The 16375-nt window shown below is 72.0% G+C and carries 18 protein-coding genes; 11 read left to right on the top strand and 7 right to left on the bottom strand.

Annotation, left to right across the window (positions count from 1 at the left end):
- Positions 1-34: 34 nt before the first annotated feature.
- Entirely contained in the window at positions 35-1039 is a 1005-nt protein-coding gene (locus EV378_RS09480) for a helix-turn-helix domain-containing protein (protein WP_132422756.1), read from the bottom strand.
- 241 nt (positions 1040-1280) lie between these two features.
- On the opposite strand from EV378_RS09480, the gene EV378_RS09475 reads away from it, so the two are divergent.
- Entirely contained in the window at positions 1281-2540 is a 1260-nt protein-coding gene (locus tag EV378_RS09475) for an acyl-CoA dehydrogenase family protein (protein WP_132422753.1), read from the top strand.
- A gap of 112 nt (positions 2541-2652) precedes the next feature.
- Here the strand turns inward: EV378_RS09475 and sodN are convergent, their stop codons facing one another.
- Complete coding sequence (sodN, locus tag EV378_RS09470; protein WP_207908624.1) at positions 2653-3054, bottom strand: superoxide dismutase, Ni; 402 nt, start codon at positions 3052-3054, stop codon at positions 2653-2655.
- A gap of 138 nt (positions 3055-3192) precedes the next feature.
- Between sodN and EV378_RS09465 the strand changes: the two genes are divergently transcribed.
- From EV378_RS09465 to EV378_RS09450, 4 genes are all read left to right on the top strand, one after another.
- Positions 3193-3495: a S26 family signal peptidase gene (locus tag EV378_RS09465; protein ID WP_132422747.1), complete on the top strand. Its 303-nt coding sequence runs from the start codon at positions 3193-3195 to the stop codon at positions 3493-3495.
- A complete protein-coding gene (locus EV378_RS09460; RefSeq protein ID WP_132422743.1) occupies positions 3492-4685 on the top strand; it encodes an FIST signal transduction protein in 1194 nt (397 codons plus the stop codon). The genes EV378_RS09465 and EV378_RS09460 overlap by 4 nt, the downstream gene beginning before the upstream one ends.
- Positions 4686-4905: 220 nt before the next feature.
- The gene (locus EV378_RS09455) at positions 4906-5535 is read left to right on the top strand and encodes a GntR family transcriptional regulator (protein WP_132422740.1); all 630 of its coding nucleotides are present in this window, start codon (positions 4906-4908) and stop codon (positions 5533-5535) included.
- The gene (locus tag EV378_RS09450; protein ID WP_132422737.1) at positions 5532-6719 is read left to right on the top strand and encodes an MFS transporter; all 1188 of its coding nucleotides are present in this window, start codon (positions 5532-5534) and stop codon (positions 6717-6719) included. The genes EV378_RS09455 and EV378_RS09450 overlap by 4 nt, the downstream gene beginning before the upstream one ends.
- Positions 6720-6868: 149 nt before the next feature.
- Here the strand turns inward: EV378_RS09450 and EV378_RS09445 are convergent, their stop codons facing one another.
- Together EV378_RS09445 and EV378_RS09440 are read right to left on the bottom strand one after the other, a co-directional pair.
- Positions 6869-8002, bottom strand: coding sequence for an epoxide hydrolase family protein (locus EV378_RS09445; RefSeq protein ID WP_132422734.1), 1134 nt, complete (start codon positions 8000-8002; stop codon positions 6869-6871).
- 46 nt (positions 8003-8048) lie between these two features.
- Positions 8049-8789 carry an IclR family transcriptional regulator gene (locus EV378_RS09440; protein WP_132422731.1) on the bottom strand — a complete coding sequence of 247 codons (741 nt, stop codon included), beginning with the start codon at positions 8787-8789 and terminating at the stop codon, positions 8049-8051.
- A gap of 66 nt (positions 8790-8855) precedes the next feature.
- Here EV378_RS09440 and EV378_RS09435 point away from each other — a divergent pair, with 66 nt between their 5' ends.
- From EV378_RS09435 to EV378_RS09410, 6 genes are all read left to right on the top strand, one after another.
- Positions 8856-10067 carry a 4-hydroxybenzoate 3-monooxygenase gene (locus EV378_RS09435; protein ID WP_132422728.1) on the top strand — a complete coding sequence of 404 codons (1212 nt, stop codon included), beginning with the start codon at positions 8856-8858 and terminating at the stop codon, positions 10065-10067.
- A complete protein-coding gene (gene pcaH, locus EV378_RS09430; protein WP_132422725.1) occupies positions 10064-10780 on the top strand; it encodes a protocatechuate 3,4-dioxygenase subunit beta in 717 nt (238 codons plus the stop codon). The genes EV378_RS09435 and pcaH overlap by 4 nt, the downstream gene beginning before the upstream one ends.
- Positions 10777-11322: a protocatechuate 3,4-dioxygenase subunit alpha gene (gene pcaG, locus EV378_RS09425; protein ID WP_132422722.1), complete on the top strand. Its 546-nt coding sequence runs from the start codon at positions 10777-10779 to the stop codon at positions 11320-11322. The genes pcaH and pcaG overlap by 4 nt, the downstream gene beginning before the upstream one ends.
- Before the next feature lie 137 nt (positions 11323-11459).
- Positions 11460-11945: a GtrA family protein gene (locus EV378_RS09420; protein ID WP_165922209.1), complete on the top strand. Its 486-nt coding sequence runs from the start codon at positions 11460-11462 to the stop codon at positions 11943-11945.
- Entirely contained in the window at positions 11915-12814 is a 900-nt protein-coding gene (locus EV378_RS09415) for an alpha/beta fold hydrolase (protein WP_132422716.1), read from the top strand. Before EV378_RS09420 ends, EV378_RS09415 begins: the two co-directional genes overlap by 31 nt.
- Before the next feature lie 27 nt (positions 12815-12841).
- Positions 12842-13030 carry a DNA primase gene (locus EV378_RS09410; RefSeq protein WP_132422713.1) on the top strand — a complete coding sequence of 63 codons (189 nt, stop codon included), beginning with the start codon at positions 12842-12844 and terminating at the stop codon, positions 13028-13030.
- 60 nt (positions 13031-13090) lie between these two features.
- Here EV378_RS09410 and EV378_RS09405 read toward each other — a convergent pair whose 3' ends face one another.
- The 3 genes from EV378_RS09405 to EV378_RS09395 all read right to left on the bottom strand — a co-directional run bounded on the left by EV378_RS09405 (position 13091) and on the right by EV378_RS09395 (position 16363).
- Positions 13091-13918, bottom strand: coding sequence for a methyltransferase domain-containing protein (locus EV378_RS09405; RefSeq protein WP_132422711.1), 828 nt, complete (start codon positions 13916-13918; stop codon positions 13091-13093).
- Positions 13915-14784 carry a glycine/sarcosine N-methyltransferase gene (locus tag EV378_RS09400; protein WP_132422708.1) on the bottom strand — a complete coding sequence of 290 codons (870 nt, stop codon included), beginning with the start codon at positions 14782-14784 and terminating at the stop codon, positions 13915-13917. Before EV378_RS09400 ends, EV378_RS09405 begins: the two co-directional genes overlap by 4 nt.
- Positions 14785-15190: 406 nt before the next feature.
- Entirely contained in the window at positions 15191-16363 is a 1173-nt protein-coding gene (locus EV378_RS09395; protein ID WP_207908623.1) for an acetyl-CoA hydrolase/transferase C-terminal domain-containing protein, read from the bottom strand.
- Positions 16364-16375 lie beyond the last annotated feature (12 nt).

The following is a 16375-nucleotide window of genomic DNA, read 5'->3' as shown; positions in this document are numbered from 1 at the left end:
CGCGGGAACGGTGCTCCGCGCGCCGAGGCCCCGGTCAGGCCCGCGTCTCCCGCTGCTGCGGGTTCACCGGCTTGCCGCCCTCGAACTGCGAGGGCAGACAGTCGTGGAACTTCCGGAAGACCCGGTTCATGTGAGACAGGTCGGTGAAACCCCACCGCGCCGCCAGATGCGTGAGGGACCGCGTCGTGCCCGCTGCCAGCTCGGTGGCGCAGGCGTCGACCCGGAATCGCATGACGGTCCGGGCGTAGGTCAGGTCGGACGCGGCGTACAGCGAGTGCAGCTTGCGGACGGAGATGCCGAACCGTCGTGCGACGGTGGCGGCCGACAGGTCGGGACCCTGCAGGTGGGCGGCAAGATATCTGTTGATCGTGCTTCGCAGGGTCGCGTCGAGCGATTCCTGTCGCGTGTCGAGCAACTGCTCGGAGCCGCCGACGGTCGCGGCGAGCAGCGCGGCGAAGGCGGATTCGGCGGCATGTGCCGCGGCCGGGTCCAGGGTGTCCGCGGTTCTCCAGATCGATCGCATGGTCGACCCGAGAACGGTGTCCAGGCCGACCGCGGTCGCGTCGTGGGCCACCGCGGTGATCGCGTGGGGGGCCGCGACCAGGGGTGCGATGGTCGCCCGGGGGACGCGGAACGACACCACCCGCCACTCGCGCGTGGTGTCGCTGTCGTAGAACCGGAGCCGGTACTCGCTGGTGGTGTCGAACAGCGCGAAGCTTCCGGCCGGAACCAGACATTCCCGCCCGCCCTGGCTGCCGATGCAGTGTCCGCTCACCTGCAGGTTGACGAAGATCTGTTCGGAGTCGGTCCGGCGGACCTCGTCGCGTCCGTGGTCGATCAGCTGCGTGGTCGAGGCGATCTCGGCGCAGTTGGTGGTGGTCAGCGCGGACGACCGTACCCAGCCGGGGAGGCCGGTGACGGTGGCATCGGCCCTCGGCGGCCTCGGGGCCAGCGGGGTGAAGGCCTCGCAGACGACCTCACGCCAGTAGCTGAACTGTTCCTTCGTGGGCCGATCGCCGGTGGTCCAGTAGCGCGCCACGGGCTACCTCCCTCACTGTCCGACCCTTCGAGCCGGAGGGTAGGCAGTGACGAGGTCAGCAGGGTTGCCGACCGGTGACCGAGGATTACATCAGGCCACACGGCAACCGTCGAGCCCGACGACGACCGGATCCTGCAGTCCGGTACCGGCAGGCCTGCAGTCTGGTGCAAGCCCGAGCCGGATCCCGTCCAGGACGCTCCTCGGACGTGCACCCCAGGCGGCGACCGGAGGCAGGAACCCCATGACCCTCGACTTCTCACTCGACGAAGGCCAGATGGCCGTCCGGACCCAGGCTCGCCAGTTCGCCGACGCCGTCCTCAGCGGTGTGGGGCCTGCCATCGCGTCGATCCCGGAACCCGAGGAGCGGTTCTACGCGATCAAGCCCTTCTTCCAGCAGATGGTCGATGCGGGCTTCGTGAAGGCCCTGATCCCGGCCGAGTACGGCGGCGCGAAGTTCACCTCGTTGCAGTTCGTCCTCGCGGTCGAGGAGATCGCGCGCGTCGATGTCAACGTGGCGTCGGCGGTCCTCGGCTGCGGTCTCGGGTTGTATCCGATCGTGAACTTCGGGACCGACGAACAGAAGCAGCGGTGGCTGCCGGCGTTCTGCGGCTCGGAGCCGAAGCTCGCCGCGATCGCCTACACCGAGGTGACCGGCGGCGCGAACTACGACTCGCCGGACCCGAAGGTCGGGGTGCAGACCCACGCGCGGATCGACGGCGACGAGATCGTGCTCAACGGCTCGAAGCACTACACCACCAACGGCTCCGGCTGGGACGGCCTCGGCGCCGATCTGATCGCCGTCGTCTGCCGGACCGACCTGTCGAAGCCGCCGCGGGAGTCCCTGGCCGTCGTGATGGTCGAGCGGGGGACGCGGGGCGTCGAGATCACCGGCACGCTCGACACGATGGGCCACCGGGCGACCAACTCGCCGCGGATCGAGTTCCGCGACGTGCGCGTGCCGATCGGGAACCTGCTCGGCAGGCCCGGCGACGGGATGGACATCGTCAAGAGCGTCTTCTCCTGGACGTGTGCCCCGATCGGTGCGGCCTGCGTCGGCCGGATGCGCGCCGCCTTCGACTACGCCTACGAGTTCTGCACCACCGACAGCAGGTCCGGGCCGCACCCGGTCATCGAGTACCAGAACGCCGGCTACATGCTCGCCGACATCAAGATCCGGATCGAGGCGGCCCGTTACCTGTCGTGGAAGGCAGCCGACCACTTCGACAAGACCGGAGGGAAGGACCGGGAGCTCGCGAACATCACCAAGGTCTACGCCTCCGAGCTGTCCGTGCAGGTCGTCTACGACGCCATGCGCCTGGTCGGAGTCGACGCCTACACCGACCAGACCCCGATCGGCGGGATCATGGAAGACGTGCTGTGCTTCCCGGTCTACGACGGCGGCAACATGGGTGTCCGGCGACGCCAGCTGCACGAGATGTTCATGGAGCCCTCCTACGATCCGCTGGCCATCGCCGAGAACCGACTGTCCGTCGGTTCGTGAGGCCGGTCGGCCGGGGCCGTCCCCGGTCCGCGGGGCACCACCCGAGAACGTGAAACGACGCTGACCGGCGGGATGTCGTTCCCGCTGGTCAGCGTCGTTTCGGCGTGGCTGGTCAGGCAGCCTGCTTGGTCTCCCAGAAGATCTTGTCGATCTGGGCGATGTAGTCCAGCAGCTCCTGGCCCGTCTTCGGGTCGTTCGAGCCCTTCGTGCCGGTCGCGCCGGCGGCCTTGGTGGCCTTGTTGAACAGCTCGTGGAGCTCCGGGTACTTCTCGAAGTGCGGTGGCTTGAAGTAGTCCGTCCACAGCACCCACAGGTGGTGCTTGACCAGGTCGGAGCGCTGCTCCTTGATCTCGATGGCACGAGCCCGGAAATCCGGGTCCTCGTTGCCCTGGTACTTCTCCTGGACCGCCTTGACCGACTCGGCCTCGATCCGCGCCTGGGCCGGGTCGTACACGCCGCAGGGGAGGTCGCAGTGCGCGGTGGCCTCCAGCCGCGGGCGGAGAATGCGGGTCATCCGCACAGTTCCTCCCTGGTGATACTGATCGTTCTGGCGGGACAGACCCTACTAGCGGTGGCGAGCGACGGCAGGTCGCCCGGTGGAGACCACAATGGCCGGATGAGGTGGCGACGGGTCGTGTGCCGGGGACCGTCGATGTCCCCGACCCTGGCCGACGGCGACGTCCTCGCCGTCCGCTTCGGCGCGCTGGCCCGTGCGGGCGACGTCGTGCTGGTCCGGTGGGCGGCACGACCGGACCAGCTCTCGCTGAAGCGCGCCGTGCGCCCTGAGGGCGACGGCTGGTGGGTGCGCGGGGACAACCCGTTCGGCTCGACCGACTCCCGCACGCTCGGCCCGGCCCGGGTCGTCGGGGTCGCCCTGTTCCGGCTCTGGCCGCTCCCGTTCCGCCTGCGACCTGCGCCGACTACGCTTCCCGGACGGCGCGAGGAGGCCCCATGACCGACACCGGACGTTCCCGCTTCGGTCAGGGACTCGGGGTCGGCGACGACCTCCCGGCCGCCGCCGACGAGGCCGTCGACCTCGCGCTCGCCGGGCTCGACGGTGCCGTCCCCGACCTGGTGGTGCTGTTCGTCAGCCCCGGTCGCGGCAACCGCACCGACCTGGCCGAGCAGGCCGGGCGGCGCGTGATGGAGCGTGCCGGGGCCAGGGCCTGTGTCGGCGCGACCGCGCACGGCGTGATCGGCGACGCGCGTGGTGTGGAGCACGAGCCGGCCGTCGCGGTCTGGGCCGCGACGCTGCCCGGGGTGACGATCACGCCACTGACACTGACCGCCGAGATGACGGCGGACCGCGGCATGACGTTCGACGGGCTGCCGGAACCGGCCGCCGACGACCGGGTCGCGCTCCTGCTGGCCGACCCGTACTCGTTCCCGGTCGGCGGGCTTCTCGACGACGTCAACGACCGCTTCCCGGACCTGCGCGTGATGGGCGGCCTGGCCAGCGCCGCCGGCCTGCCGGGTGCGAACCGGTTGTTCCTCGACGGCGAGGCGCACCGCGACGGCGCGGTCGGCCTGCTGCTCGGCGGGCCGGTGTCCGCGCGGACCGTCGTCAGCCAGGGCTGTCGCCCGATCGGCCCGGCTATGATCGTCACCCGCTCCGAGCAGAACCGCCTCGTCGAGCTCGCCGGTCAGCCGGCGGGCGAACAACTCCGGAAGATCGTCATGGCGCTGGACACCGGGGAGCGGGAGAACGCGCTGCGCGGCCTGCAGGTCGGGACGGCGCTCGACGAGTACGCCGAGGAGCACGAGCGCGGCGACTTCCTGATCCGTCCGGTGATGGGGATGGACCAGGACACCGGCGCGGTCGTCGTCGGCGAGCCGGTGGAGGTCGGGCGGACGGTCCGGTTCCAGGTGCGCGACGTCGCCGGGGCCGAGCAGGACCTCGTCGAACTGCTCGGGCAGGCGCTCGACGGACGACCGGCCCGTGGCGCGCTCCTGTTCTCCTGCAACGGCCGCGGCGCGAGCATGTTCGGCACCTCCGACCACGACGTGCGGGTCGTGCGCGAGCGCCTCGGCGACGGTGGCGACGACGTGCCCGTCGTCGGCCTGTTCGCCGCCGGCGAGGTCGGCCCGGTCGCGGGGCGCAACCACCTGCACGGCTTCACGGCCTCGGTGCTGCTGTTCGACTGACGGTGTGGTGCAGCCTCAGCGCTCGTGGTGTCGTAGCCGGCCGACGTGGTCCGGCACAGCACGGTCCACGTCGAACTCGGGCCGGAACCCGGTGTCCCCGCGCACCCGGGTGATGTCGAGGTGGAGGCGCTCCACGTGCGACGACCCGGCGGCCTCCGGTCCGTCCTGTCCGCCGCAGCATAGATACAAGCATGGATACAAGATGGGGTAGAGTGCCGGCATGCCCGAACCCGCTGCTGCCGAGCGCGCCTACGCACTGACCAAGGAGCGGGTGCTCTCCGGCGAACTCGCCGCGGGCCGCCTGCTGAGCGAGGGTGAGGTCGCGGAGCAGCTCGGGATGAGCCGCACCCCGGTGCGCGAGGCGTTCCTGCGGCTGGAGGCCGAGGAGCTGCTGTCGCTGATCCCGAAGCGCGGTGCCGTCGTCGTCCCCGTTCCGCCGGGGGAGGCCGACGACGTCCTCGACGCCCGCGAGGCGATCGAGACGGCCGCCGTCCGCCGTCTCGTGCGCACGCCCGCCGCCGTGCCGGCCGCCGTCGCGGAGCTGCGGGCGGCGCTGGACGAGCAACGGGAGCACGCCCTCCCCGACGACATGGACGCGTTCGCCCGTGCCGACGAGGCGTTCCACCGGGCCATCGTGGCGGCCGGCGGGAACGCGCTGACCGGCCGCTTCTACCGGACGCTCGCCGACCGCCAGCGCCGGATGACCGTCCGCGCGATCGACGGTGACCCGCGATTCATCGCCCAGGTCCTCGACGAGCACGCCGAGCTGGTCACGATCGTCGAGTCCGGCGACGTGGCCGCGTTCGAGACCGCGCTGCGGGCCCACCTGGACGGGACCCACCGGCGGTGAGCGCGCGGACCGGTCACTGGTGGCCCGCCGCGGCGACCGTCTTCGCCTGCGGGTGGGGCGGCAACCAGTTCACGCCGCTGCTCGTGATGTACCGCGCGAACGGCTGGTCGACGGTCACGGTCGACGCGCTGCTCGGTGCCTACGTGTTCGGGCTGGTCCCCGGCCTGCTGACGGCGGGCACGCTCTCCGAGCGGTGGGGCCGCAGGCGCGTGATGATCGGCGGCACCGTCCTCAGCGTGCTGGCCAGCGTGCTGCTGACGATCCCCGGCGTCGCGTGGATCGCGGCCGGCCGGTTCGTGACCGGGCTGGGTGCGGCCGCGGCGATGGCGGTCGGGACGGTCTGGGTCGCCGAGCTGTCCCGTGCGCGCGGCGCCTCGCACCCGGTGGCGGTACGGCGGGGCGCGCTGTGGCTCACGCTCGGCTTCGGTCTCGGCGCGGGCATCGCCGGTGTGCTGGCGCAGTGGGGCCCGTGGCCGATGGTGCTGCCGTACGTCGTGCACGCGGTGTGCGCGAGCGCCGCTCTCGTCGTCGCGCTCCGCACGCCGGAGACGCGGCCGGTGCCGACCGGTCCGTCCGACCAGCGCCTGCGCGGCCGCCTGGCGGGGATGCGGCATCCGCGGTTCCTGCGGGTCGTGCTGCCGATGGCGCCGTGGATCTTCGGGTCGGCCGGCGTGGCCTACGCGGTCATGCCGCAGCTCGTCGGCGACCGCGTCGGGAGCTGGGGGCTGGCGTACTCGACGCTGCTCGTCGTGTGCACGCTCGGCGCGGGGGCGCTGGTCCAGCCGTTCGTGCGCCGTCTCGACCGGCCGTCGAGCGCCCGCGCCGTGATCGTCGCGATGCTCGTCATGACCGCCGGGATGGTGGCCGGCACGCTCGCGGCCGTCGTCCGCTCGCCGGTCGTCGCGCTGCTGGCCGCGGTGACGCTCGGCGTCGCCTACGGGATCGCGCTCGTCGCCGGCCTGCAGGAGATCGGACGCATCGCGCATCCGGACAACATCGCGCCCCTGACCGGGGCGTACTACGCGCTGGCCTACCTGGGGTTCCTCGTCCCGTCGATCCTGGCGGTCCTGTCCTCGGTGGCCGGGTACGACGTGCTCCTCGCCGGACTCGCGCTCGTGGCCCTGGCCGGATCGACCGTGGTCCTGCGGTACTCGCGGGCGCACCTCCCGAGGCTCGAGTACTGAGAGCGGGTGGGTCGGTCATGATCCGCGGAACGCGCTCGTCGTGGGAGAACGCGCGTGCCCGGACGCGCGCGTTCTCCGTTCCGACGCGCGTTCTGCGGATCAGTGTGCGGATCGAGCGGGGCGGATCCGAGTGAGCGGACGACGGAGCCCTACCCCCGCACCTCACGGAAGAACGCGCGCACGTCGTCGACGAACGTCTCCGGTTGTTCCAACGACGCGAAGTGCCCACCCACCTCGGGCACGGTGAAGCGGCGCAGGTCGGTGAACCTCCGCTCCAGCCAGCGCCGGGGCAGCCTGGCCATCTCGTGCGGGAACTGGGCCACACCGGTCGGGACGGTCACCTCGTCCATCCGCCGTCGGGCGTAGCTCTCCCAGTACAACCGGGCGGACGACGCGCCCGCCCCGTTCAGCCAGTACATCATCACGTTGTCCAGCAACCGGTCCCGCGAGATCACGTTCTCCGGATGCCCGGCGCAGTCGGTCCAGTCCCAGAACTTCTCGACGATCCACGTGCACTGCGCCACGGGGGAGTCGACGAGCCCGTACCCGATCGTCTGCGGACGGGTGGACTGCTCGGCGGAGTAGCCGCTGCCGAGCCGCTGGAACGTCTGGTTGAACCTCTTCGCCGCCTTCTCCGACGGTGACAGCGGCTGGTCGTCGTCGTCCGGCTTCTGGGCCAGGGGCATCGTGAGGTGGATGCCGGCCAGCATCTCGGGGGCGGCCGTCCCGAGCGCGGCGGTGACCATCGAGCCCCAGTCACCGCCCTGCGCGCCGAACCGCTCGTAGCCGAGCCGGTCCATCAGCTGTGCCCAGGCGACCGCGATCCGCTCCACGCCCCATCCGGTGACCGACGGCTTCCCGGAGAACCCGTAGCCGGGCAGCGTCGGCAGCACCACGTGGAACGCGTCGGCCGGGTCCGGCGGGTCGATCAGCGACGGCAGCACGTCCAGGAACTCGACGATCGACCCCGGCCAGCCGTGGGTCAGCAGCAGCGGCAGGGCCCCGTCGTGTGGCGACCGCGCGTGCAGCACGTGGATCTCGACCGAGTCGTCGCCGCCGCCGTCGAGCTCCGTGCGGTACTGGGGGTAGGCGTTGATCTCGGCCTCGACCCGCCGCCAGTCGTAGCGGGTCCGCCAGTACTCGCAGAGCTCCTGCGCGTAGTCCAGCGGGACGCCCTGGGTCCAGCCGTCCACCGTCGCCGGCTCGGGCCACCGGGCGCGGGCGAGGCGCTCGCGCAGGTCGTCGAGCTCGGCGTCGGGGATCTCGATGCGGAAGTCGCGCACCCGGCCACCGTGGCACGCGGCGCGCACCGGGGGAGCATCGGAAGGATCACGATCCGAGCGCCCGGCTGATCCCGCGCGCCGCGGCCCGGACCGCCGGGACGTACGTGTGCGGGTTCGTCCCGTCCGCCGGTACGACGATCGACAGCGCGGCGACGACCGGACCGTGGCCGTGGCGCACCGGCGCGGCGACCGAGAGCGACACCTCCTCGATCTGCCGGTCGGATATCACGAACCCGCAGCTCCGCACGGAGGCCAGGGTCGAGCGGACCGCGGCCGGGTCGCACACCGTGAACGGCGTGAACCGGCGCAGCGGCCGCGCCAGCACCCGTTCGACGGCCTCCGGCGCGGCGTGCGCGAGCAGCACCAGCCCGACGCCGGTCGCGTGCGCGGGGAACCGGCTCCCGGTGCGGGACAGGATCGACACGGCGTCCCGCGCGGACAGGCGTTCCAGGTAGACGACCTCGCTGCCGTCCTCCGGGTCCGGCACGGCCAGCGTGACGTTGTGCCGGGTGACCTCGTGCAGGTCCTCCAGGAACGGCATCGCCCGCTCGCGCAGACCGAGGTTCGCCGGCGCGAGTGCGGCGATCTCCCAGAGCCGCAGCCCGATCCGGTACCGGCCGTCCTCGCCGCGTTCCAGCGCACCGCCCGCGACGAGCTCGCCGGCCAGCCGGTGCACGGTCGTCAGCGGGATCCCGGTGCGGCGGGAGATCGCGGTGAGCGTCAGCTCCGGCGCCTCCTCGGTGAACGCGCCGAGCACGTCCAGCACCCGCGCCGCCACGCCCGTCATCCTGCAAGTCTTCCGCAGGGCGGAAGCCGGGTCGAGGCCCGGGCGGGCGTGCGGGAAGGTGACGGCGTGGAGCGGACGAGGGTCGGCATCGTCGGAGCGGGCCCCGCGGGGCTGGTGCTCGCCACCCTGCTCGAGCGCGCGGGCATCGAGTCCGTGGTGCTGGAGTCCCGCAGCCGGTCCTATGTGGAGCAACGGGTGCGGGCGGGCGTTCTGGAGCACCCGACCGTCGAGCTGTTGCGCGGCATCGGGGTCGCGGACCGTCTGGACCGCGAGGGGATGCCGCACGAGGGGATCTCGCTGCGCTTCGGCGGCGGCGACCACCGGATCGACTTCGCCGACCTCGTCGGTCGTGGGATCACCGTCTACGGGCAGCAGGAGGTCGTGAAGGACCTGCTCGCCGACCGGGTCGACGGCCACCGCGGCCCGGTCGAGTTCGAGGTCTCCGACGTCGCGCTGCACGACGTCACCACCGACGCGCCGTCGATCACGTTCACGGACGCGACGGGAACGGACCGGACGCTGCGCTGCGACGTCGTCGCCGGCTGCGACGGGTTCCACGGCGTCTCCCGTACCGCCATTCCGGACGGCCTGCTGCGGATCGCCGAGCGGACGTACCCGTTCTCCTGGCTCGGCGTCCTGGCCAGGGCCGCACCGACGCACGACGAGCTCGTCTACGCCGGCCACGACCGCGGCTTCGCGCTGTACTCCATGCGCAGCCCCGAGGTCACCCGCCTCTACCTGCAGGTGCCCCCGGACACGGACGCCGCGGCCTGGTCCGAGCGCCAGATCTGGGACGAGCTCGGTACCCGCCTCGAGGCCGACGGGTTCGGACTCAACGAGGGCGAGTTGTGCGAGAAGCCGTCGGTCACCGGGATGCGCAGCCGCGTCGTCGAACCGATGCGGTACGGACGGCTGTTACTGGCGGGCGACGCCGCGCACATCGTCCCGCCGACCGGCGCCAAGGGCATGAACCTCGCGATCGCCGACGTCCGGGTGCTGGCGGACGCGCTCGTGTCGCTGTTCGAGGGCGGAAGCGAGACCGGGCTCGACGCCTACTCCGACACCTGCCTGCGCCGGGTCTGGCGAGCCGAGCACTTCTCCTGGTGGATGACGTCGATGCTGCACCGCTTCGACGACGAGAACGACCCCTCCGAGTTCGCGGGCCCGTTCGGACGCGGGCTGCAGCTGTCCCAGCTCCGCTACACGGTGGGCAGCCGCGCCGCGGCCACGAGCCTGGCCGAGAACTACGTGGGCCTGCCCCATGAAGGGACCCGATGACCACCACCGACCACGTCCGCGGCTACCGCACGGTCCCGGGCGGCACCCACCCGCCGTTGGACGACCCTGGCTACCGCAGCACCGGCCTGCGCGCGCCGTCGCAGCCGCCGATCGTCCTGCCGCACCGGCTGACCGAGGTGACCGGCCCGTTGCTGCCCGGCCCGATCGGGCCGAACGACCACGACCTCACGCGCCAGCACGACGGCGAGGCCGTCGGCCAGCGGATCGTCGTGTCCGGGCGGGTGCTCGACGAGGACGGGCGGCCGGTGCCGGACACGCTCGTCGAGATCTGGCAGGCGAACGCGGCCGGGCGCTACCGGCACGCGCGCGACAACTGGCCCGCCCCGCTGGACCCGAACTTCTCCGGCGGCGGGCGGGTGCTCACCGACGCCGAGGGGAACTACGCGTTCACCACGATCAAGCCGGGTGCCTACCCGTGGGGCAACCACCACAACGCCTGGCGCCCCGCGCACATCCACCTGTCCCTGTTCGGACGTGCGTTCACCCAGCGCCTGGTGACCCAGATGTACTTCCCGGACGACCCGCTGTTCTCCCAGGACCCGATCTTCAACTCGGTGCCGGAGGGCGCTCGGCACCGGTTGGTGTCCCGCTTCGACCTCGATGCGACGCAGCCGGAGTGGGCGCTGTCGTTCCGGTTCGACGTCGTCCTGCGCGGCCGCGAGCAGACGCCGTTCGAGGAGGCTCACGAGTGACTGTCGAGCTGACGCCGTCGCAGACCGTCGGCCCGTTCCTGTCCATCGGCCTGATCTGGGACGACGGCCCGGACGTCGTCCCGGAGGGCACGCCGGGGCGGGTGACGATCGGCGGCACGGTGTCCGACGGCGCCGGCGACCCGGTCACCGACGCGCTCGTCGAGACCTGGCAGGCGGACCCGGACGGACGCTTCGACCACCCGGACGACCCGCGTGGTGCGCGGGAGACGCCGGGTTTCCGCGCGTTCGGCCGCAGCGCCACCGACGCCGACGGCCGGTGGGAGATCCACACGCTTCTGCCCGCCGCACTGCCGGGTGAGGCGCCGCACCTCGACGTGTCCGTGTTCGCCCGCGGGCTGCTCGACCGCGTGGTCACCCGGATCTACCTGCCGGACCACCCGGACAACGCGACCGACCCGCTGCTCACGTCGGTGCCGGAAGCCCGTCGGGACACGCTGATCGCGGTGCGTGAGCAGGACGACCGCCTCCGCTTCGACGTCCGCCTGCAGGGCGCGGGGGAGACGGTGTTCCTGGCCCTCTGATCGCCGGCGCGCTCGACCGGCGGCTCGCACCGATGGAGGCACTCGGGCCGGGGTTCCGGTCCGCCGACCCGTCGGCCCGGTGTGACGCTGTGCGCTTCCCGGCGCCGATTCTGGCGGTGCGTGCCAGGATTGGTCCCGTGTGGTCGACCCACGCACGCCCGATGATCGTCCAGCTCGCCCGCTACGCCGTGATCGGCGGCAGCAGCACGGCGCTCAACGCGGGCCTGTTCCTGTTGCTGCGCCCGTTCCTGGACGCCGTGCCGGCGAACCTCGTCGCGCTCACCGTGACCACGGTCGTGTCCACGGAGGCCAACCGGCGGTTCGCGTTCGACGGCGCGCACGCGCACCACATGCGCGAGTGGGTCCAGGACGTCGGGACGGTGTTGTTCTACGCCGGGTACAGCTCCGTCGTGCTCCTCGGGCTGCATCTCGTCGACCCTGGTGCGACGCCGGGGCTGGAGGCCGCCGTCGTCGCCGTCGCCAGCGTCGCGGGCGGTCTCGCGCGGTTCCTGGTCCTGCGCCACTGGGTGTTCGCGACCGGCGAGCACCACACGACCGGCAGGCCCCGCCCGACCGAGGCAGACTCCGGTCCGTGTTCGACGACTTCACCGCGTTCGACCTGACCCCAGGACCCGACGGCGTCCGCGTCCACGGCGTCCGCGGCGGCGACGGCCCGCCGCTCCTGCTCCTGCACGGCTACCCGCAGACGCACGCGCTGTGGCATCGGATCGCCCCGGAGCTCGCCCGCACGCACACCGTCGTCTGCCCCGACCTGCGCGGCTACGGTGACTCCGGGCGCCCGGAGTCCGGCGACGACCACGCCGCGTACTCGTTCCGGGCGATGGCCGCCGACGCCGTCGGTGCCATGCGCGAGCTCGGGTTCGACGAGTTCGCCGCCGTCGGGCACGACCGCGGCGCCCGGGTCACGCACCGGATGGCGCTCGACCACCCGGACGCCGTCACGCGCGCCGCCGTGCTGGACATCCTCCCGACCGACTGGGTCTACTCCCATGTGGACTTCCGGATCGCGAAGGCCTACTACCACTGGTTCTTCTACCTGCAGCCCGCCGACCTGCCGGAGAAGCTGATCTCCGGTGACCCGATCGGCTACCTGCACGCGCTGCTCGGCGGCTGGGGATCGTCCGGGATGGACGCGCACGCGCCGGAGGCGGTCGCGGAGTACGAGCGGAACTTCTCCCGACCCGAGGCCCGGCACGCGATGCTGGAGGACTACCGGGCCGGCGCGTCGATCGACCTGCAGCACGACGCCGAGTCCGCCGCGGCCGGGCGGCGGGTGGCCTGCCCGCTGCTCGTGCTGTGGGGCGGCAAGGGCGTCGTCGGCGGCGGCGAGCAGAGCCCGCTCGACGTGTGGCGCCGGTACACCGCGGACCCGGCGCTGGTCACCGGCCGGGCGCTGGAGGACGCGGGCCACTTCCTCGTCGACGAGTTCCCGCAGGAGACGCTGGCCGAGCTCCGCACGTTCCTCGGCTGACCGGCTGGTCGTGCCAGAATCGGTCGTATGGGACGTAACACTCTGACTCGCGGACTCGCCGCAGCTCTCGCCGGGACCGCGTTGGTGCTCAGCACGGCCGGGGCCTGCGGCCCGGCGGGCGGTGACCAGGCCCCGCAGCAGAACCAGCAGCAACAGCAGGGCGGGGACGACGGGGACGGGGACGACCAGGACGGCGACGACCAGGACGACGACTGACACGACGACGGCCCGCCGGTCCGTGTGGACCGGCGGGCCGCGCGCCGTGGTGGAGCGGTGTCAGCTCTTGACGGCGTGGAAGATGCCCCAGGTGAGGTTGCCGGCGTTGCCGCCGTCGACCCAGTGCTGCAGTCCCGCCTTCATCTTGGTGATGTACTCCTCGGAGATCCGCCCGCCCAGCTCGGACTCGCGCTTCACGAGCTCCTGGCGGACCCGCCCGTAGTGCGTGGGCAGCTGGTGGGCGTGGTCCTCGAACGTCACCGACGTGAAGCCGCGGGCCTCGAGGCCCGTCGTGTAGAAGCCGGGCGTGGCCATCGTGGACAGCTGGATGCGGTCCAGGATCGGCTGGATCTGCGTCTGGTCGACGCCGTCGCCCGCCATCGGGTCGGTGAACACGACGTGCCCGCCGGGGCGCAGCACGCGGGCGATCTCGTCGAGCACCTTGTCCCGGTCGCCGGAGTGCAGGAACGCGTCCTGCGACCACACGACGTCCACCGACGCGTCGCCGACGGGTACGTCCTCGAACGTGCCGGTCGCGACGGAGACGAGGTTCTCCAGCCCCTGCTCCTTCGTGAGACGGGCGTTGCGCTCGTTCTCCACAGGGGACAGGTTCAGGCAGTGCACGGACGCGCCGAGGTTGCGGGCCAGCTGGCGGGCCGCGCCGCCGTAGCCCGCACCGAGGTCGAGCACCTCGGTGCCCTTGCCGATGCCGGCGATCTCCGCCATCCGGGAGACCGTCCTGCGGCTGGCCTCGGCGATCTCGCCGTCCGGGGTCTCGTAGAGGCCGACGTGGATGTCCTCGCCGCCCCAGACGACGGAGTAGAAGTTGTCCGCGTCCTCGGAGTCGTAGTAGTCCCGGGCGGTGGCCTCTGCCTGCTGGGCGGTCACGAGGTCACCTCGTCCTCGTCCTCGTTCTCCCGGTACGCCTTCTCGGCGATGTGCACGAAGAAGTCCGGCTCGTCGTCCCGGTAGGTCGACTGGAAGTCGCCGTAGGTGTCGATGTGCTGGAAGCCGACCTCGTGCATGAGCCGCCGCGTGTAGTCCTTGCGCAGCGGGAACATGTTCAGGTGGTACTCGGAGCCGTCCGGGAACTGGTAGCGGAAGCGGGCGAGACCCTCGTCCACGTGCTCCGGCTCGGCCACGACGTCGTCACCGCAGTAGTAGTACTGGTGCTTCGACGAGAACCCGTTGTCCAGGATCGAGTCGTAGTTGCGCTGGTCCAGGATCAGGACGCCGTCGTGCTTGAGCATCGCGTAGAACTCGGCGAGCGCCTTGCGACGGTCCTTCTCGGAGAACAGGTGTGTGAACGAGTTGCCGAGGCAGATGATCGCGTCGTACTCGCCGTGGACGTCGCGGTTGAGCCAGCGCCAGTCGGCCTGCACGACGCGCAGGATGTGCCCGCCGAACTTCATGCCGTTGGCGAACGCCTTCGCCAGCATCTCCGCGCTGCCGTCGGCCGAGACGACGGTCTCGAAGCCCTCCTCGAGCAGGCGAACCGAGTGGAAGCCGGTTCCGGTCGCGACGTCCAGGACGCTCTCGACGCCCCGGTTGCGGAGCTGCTCGACGAAGAACTTGCCCTCGCTCTCGTAGCGCCCCCGCCAGTCGATGAGCTCGTCCCACTTGTCGACGAACGTCTGCACGTACTCGTGCTTGTAGTGGGTGGACTCGCGCACCTCGAGCGGCTGGTCGCCGAACTCCTGTGCGGTCCTGCCGAGCTCGGGAAGCTCGCTGTCGGGCTCGTGTACGGCGGTCATGTATCCGCGTCTCCTCCGAAGATCGGGTCGCTGCGGGCCGGGAGTGACCGTAACGGCTGGTCCGGGTCCCTCGTGGGGTCGAAAGCCAGCGGTTGGAGGGGACTGATCGTTGTGCTATATGCAACCGAGAGGCCGATTCCGCCGCCCGACCGGCGGTCGGTATCGATCACGTACCCCGCGGATGCGGCGACCGGAGAGGGGTCCTACTGCGGCGCTGAACAGCCCAGTCTCCGAGGCGCCGTGCGCCGTTGGTCCGCGACGAAGACCATTGACGCCGTGTCCTGCGTCATGTGGGCGGCGTCACGTCGTTCGGCGGACATACCGCTGAGGATAAATACTGTGATATGGGTCACAGAACTTCTGCAGGTTCACTCGTCGGAACCAACGCGGCCACCTGACGGGACCGTCAGTGGCCCCAGAGCGCAGCCAGCGCACGGCGCCGCTCGGCACGGCCGAGCCCCCGGAGATCCGCGCTGCCGCGCTCGGTGACGACGACCTGAACGTCCTGCGACGGGGTGGTGGCCGGCCGGCTCAGCCGGTCCACCAGTGTCGGGTTCCCCCGGTGCGTGCTCGGCAGCATGATCACCGAGAACCCGGTCCCGGCCGCCGCCGCGGCGCAGAAGTCGGGATGCCCGCCGATCATCCCGTTGGCCGACGCGCCGATCCCCTCGACGTTCACCTGCCCGTCGCCGTCGATCTCCAGGGCGGCGTTCATCGCCACCAGCGGCGGGTCGGCCGGTCCGCCGGTGAGCCGCGAGAGGTCGTGGGTGTACCCGATCGGCCGCACGACGCCGCGGCCGTCCGCCCAGTCGTAGAGCCGCCGGGTGCCGTGCAGCGCGGTCGCCGTCGCCGTGCCGAGGAGCAGGCCGCGCTCGTCCAGGTCGACGACCGGGTCGGCCAGCAGCCCGGAGTCGACGTGCACCGGCACCCGCAGCGCGGACACCAGCGCGGACGCCAGCCGGCCGGGGCCGAACTGGATCCGCGCGCCCTCCGGCACCAGCTCGGCGACCCGGTGCGCGATCGCCTCGTCGTCCGGCGTCGGGTCGGGGGTCGGGATGTCGGCGGGCGCGCCGTCCGGGCCGTCGACGACGCCGAGCACGGTCACCGCGCCGTCCGGCAGCGGCGGCCCTCCGTCGGCGTGCGGCGCGGACCGGGACTCGACGGCCGCGACCGGCACACCCGACTCGACCACCCGGCGCATCCAGGACGACTCGGCACCGAAGCGCAGGCCGTCGTCGTCCCGCACGACGGTGGCCAGCAGCAGGTCAGGGCGCAGCGGACCGGTGATCAGCGACGGCGTCGCGGACAGCCGGGCGGGGACCGTGACGGCCGCGCCGTCGTCGAGCATGCGGCGCGCGCCCGGCCCGCCGACGACGAGCCGGACGTCGGCGAACGCGGCCGCGTCCAGATCCGGCGCGGCGGCGGGCAACCACCCCAGCACGAGCCGGACGCCGCCGACCGCGGCCGCCGCCCGGGACAGCGGGCCGTCCAGCACCCGGGGCGCGCCACACGCGTCGGCGATCGCGACGCGCATCCCGGGCCGGACGAGGTCGCGCAGCGCACGATCGAAGTCGGTCACGCCGGAGATTCG

The sequence above is a fragment of the Pseudonocardia endophytica genome, from assembly GCF_004339565.1.
Classification (GTDB): Bacteria; Actinomycetota; Actinomycetes; order Mycobacteriales; family Pseudonocardiaceae; genus Pseudonocardia; species Pseudonocardia endophytica.
Note: the sequence above shows the minus strand (reverse complement) of the source record. Positions and strands in the feature narration are given on the sequence as shown.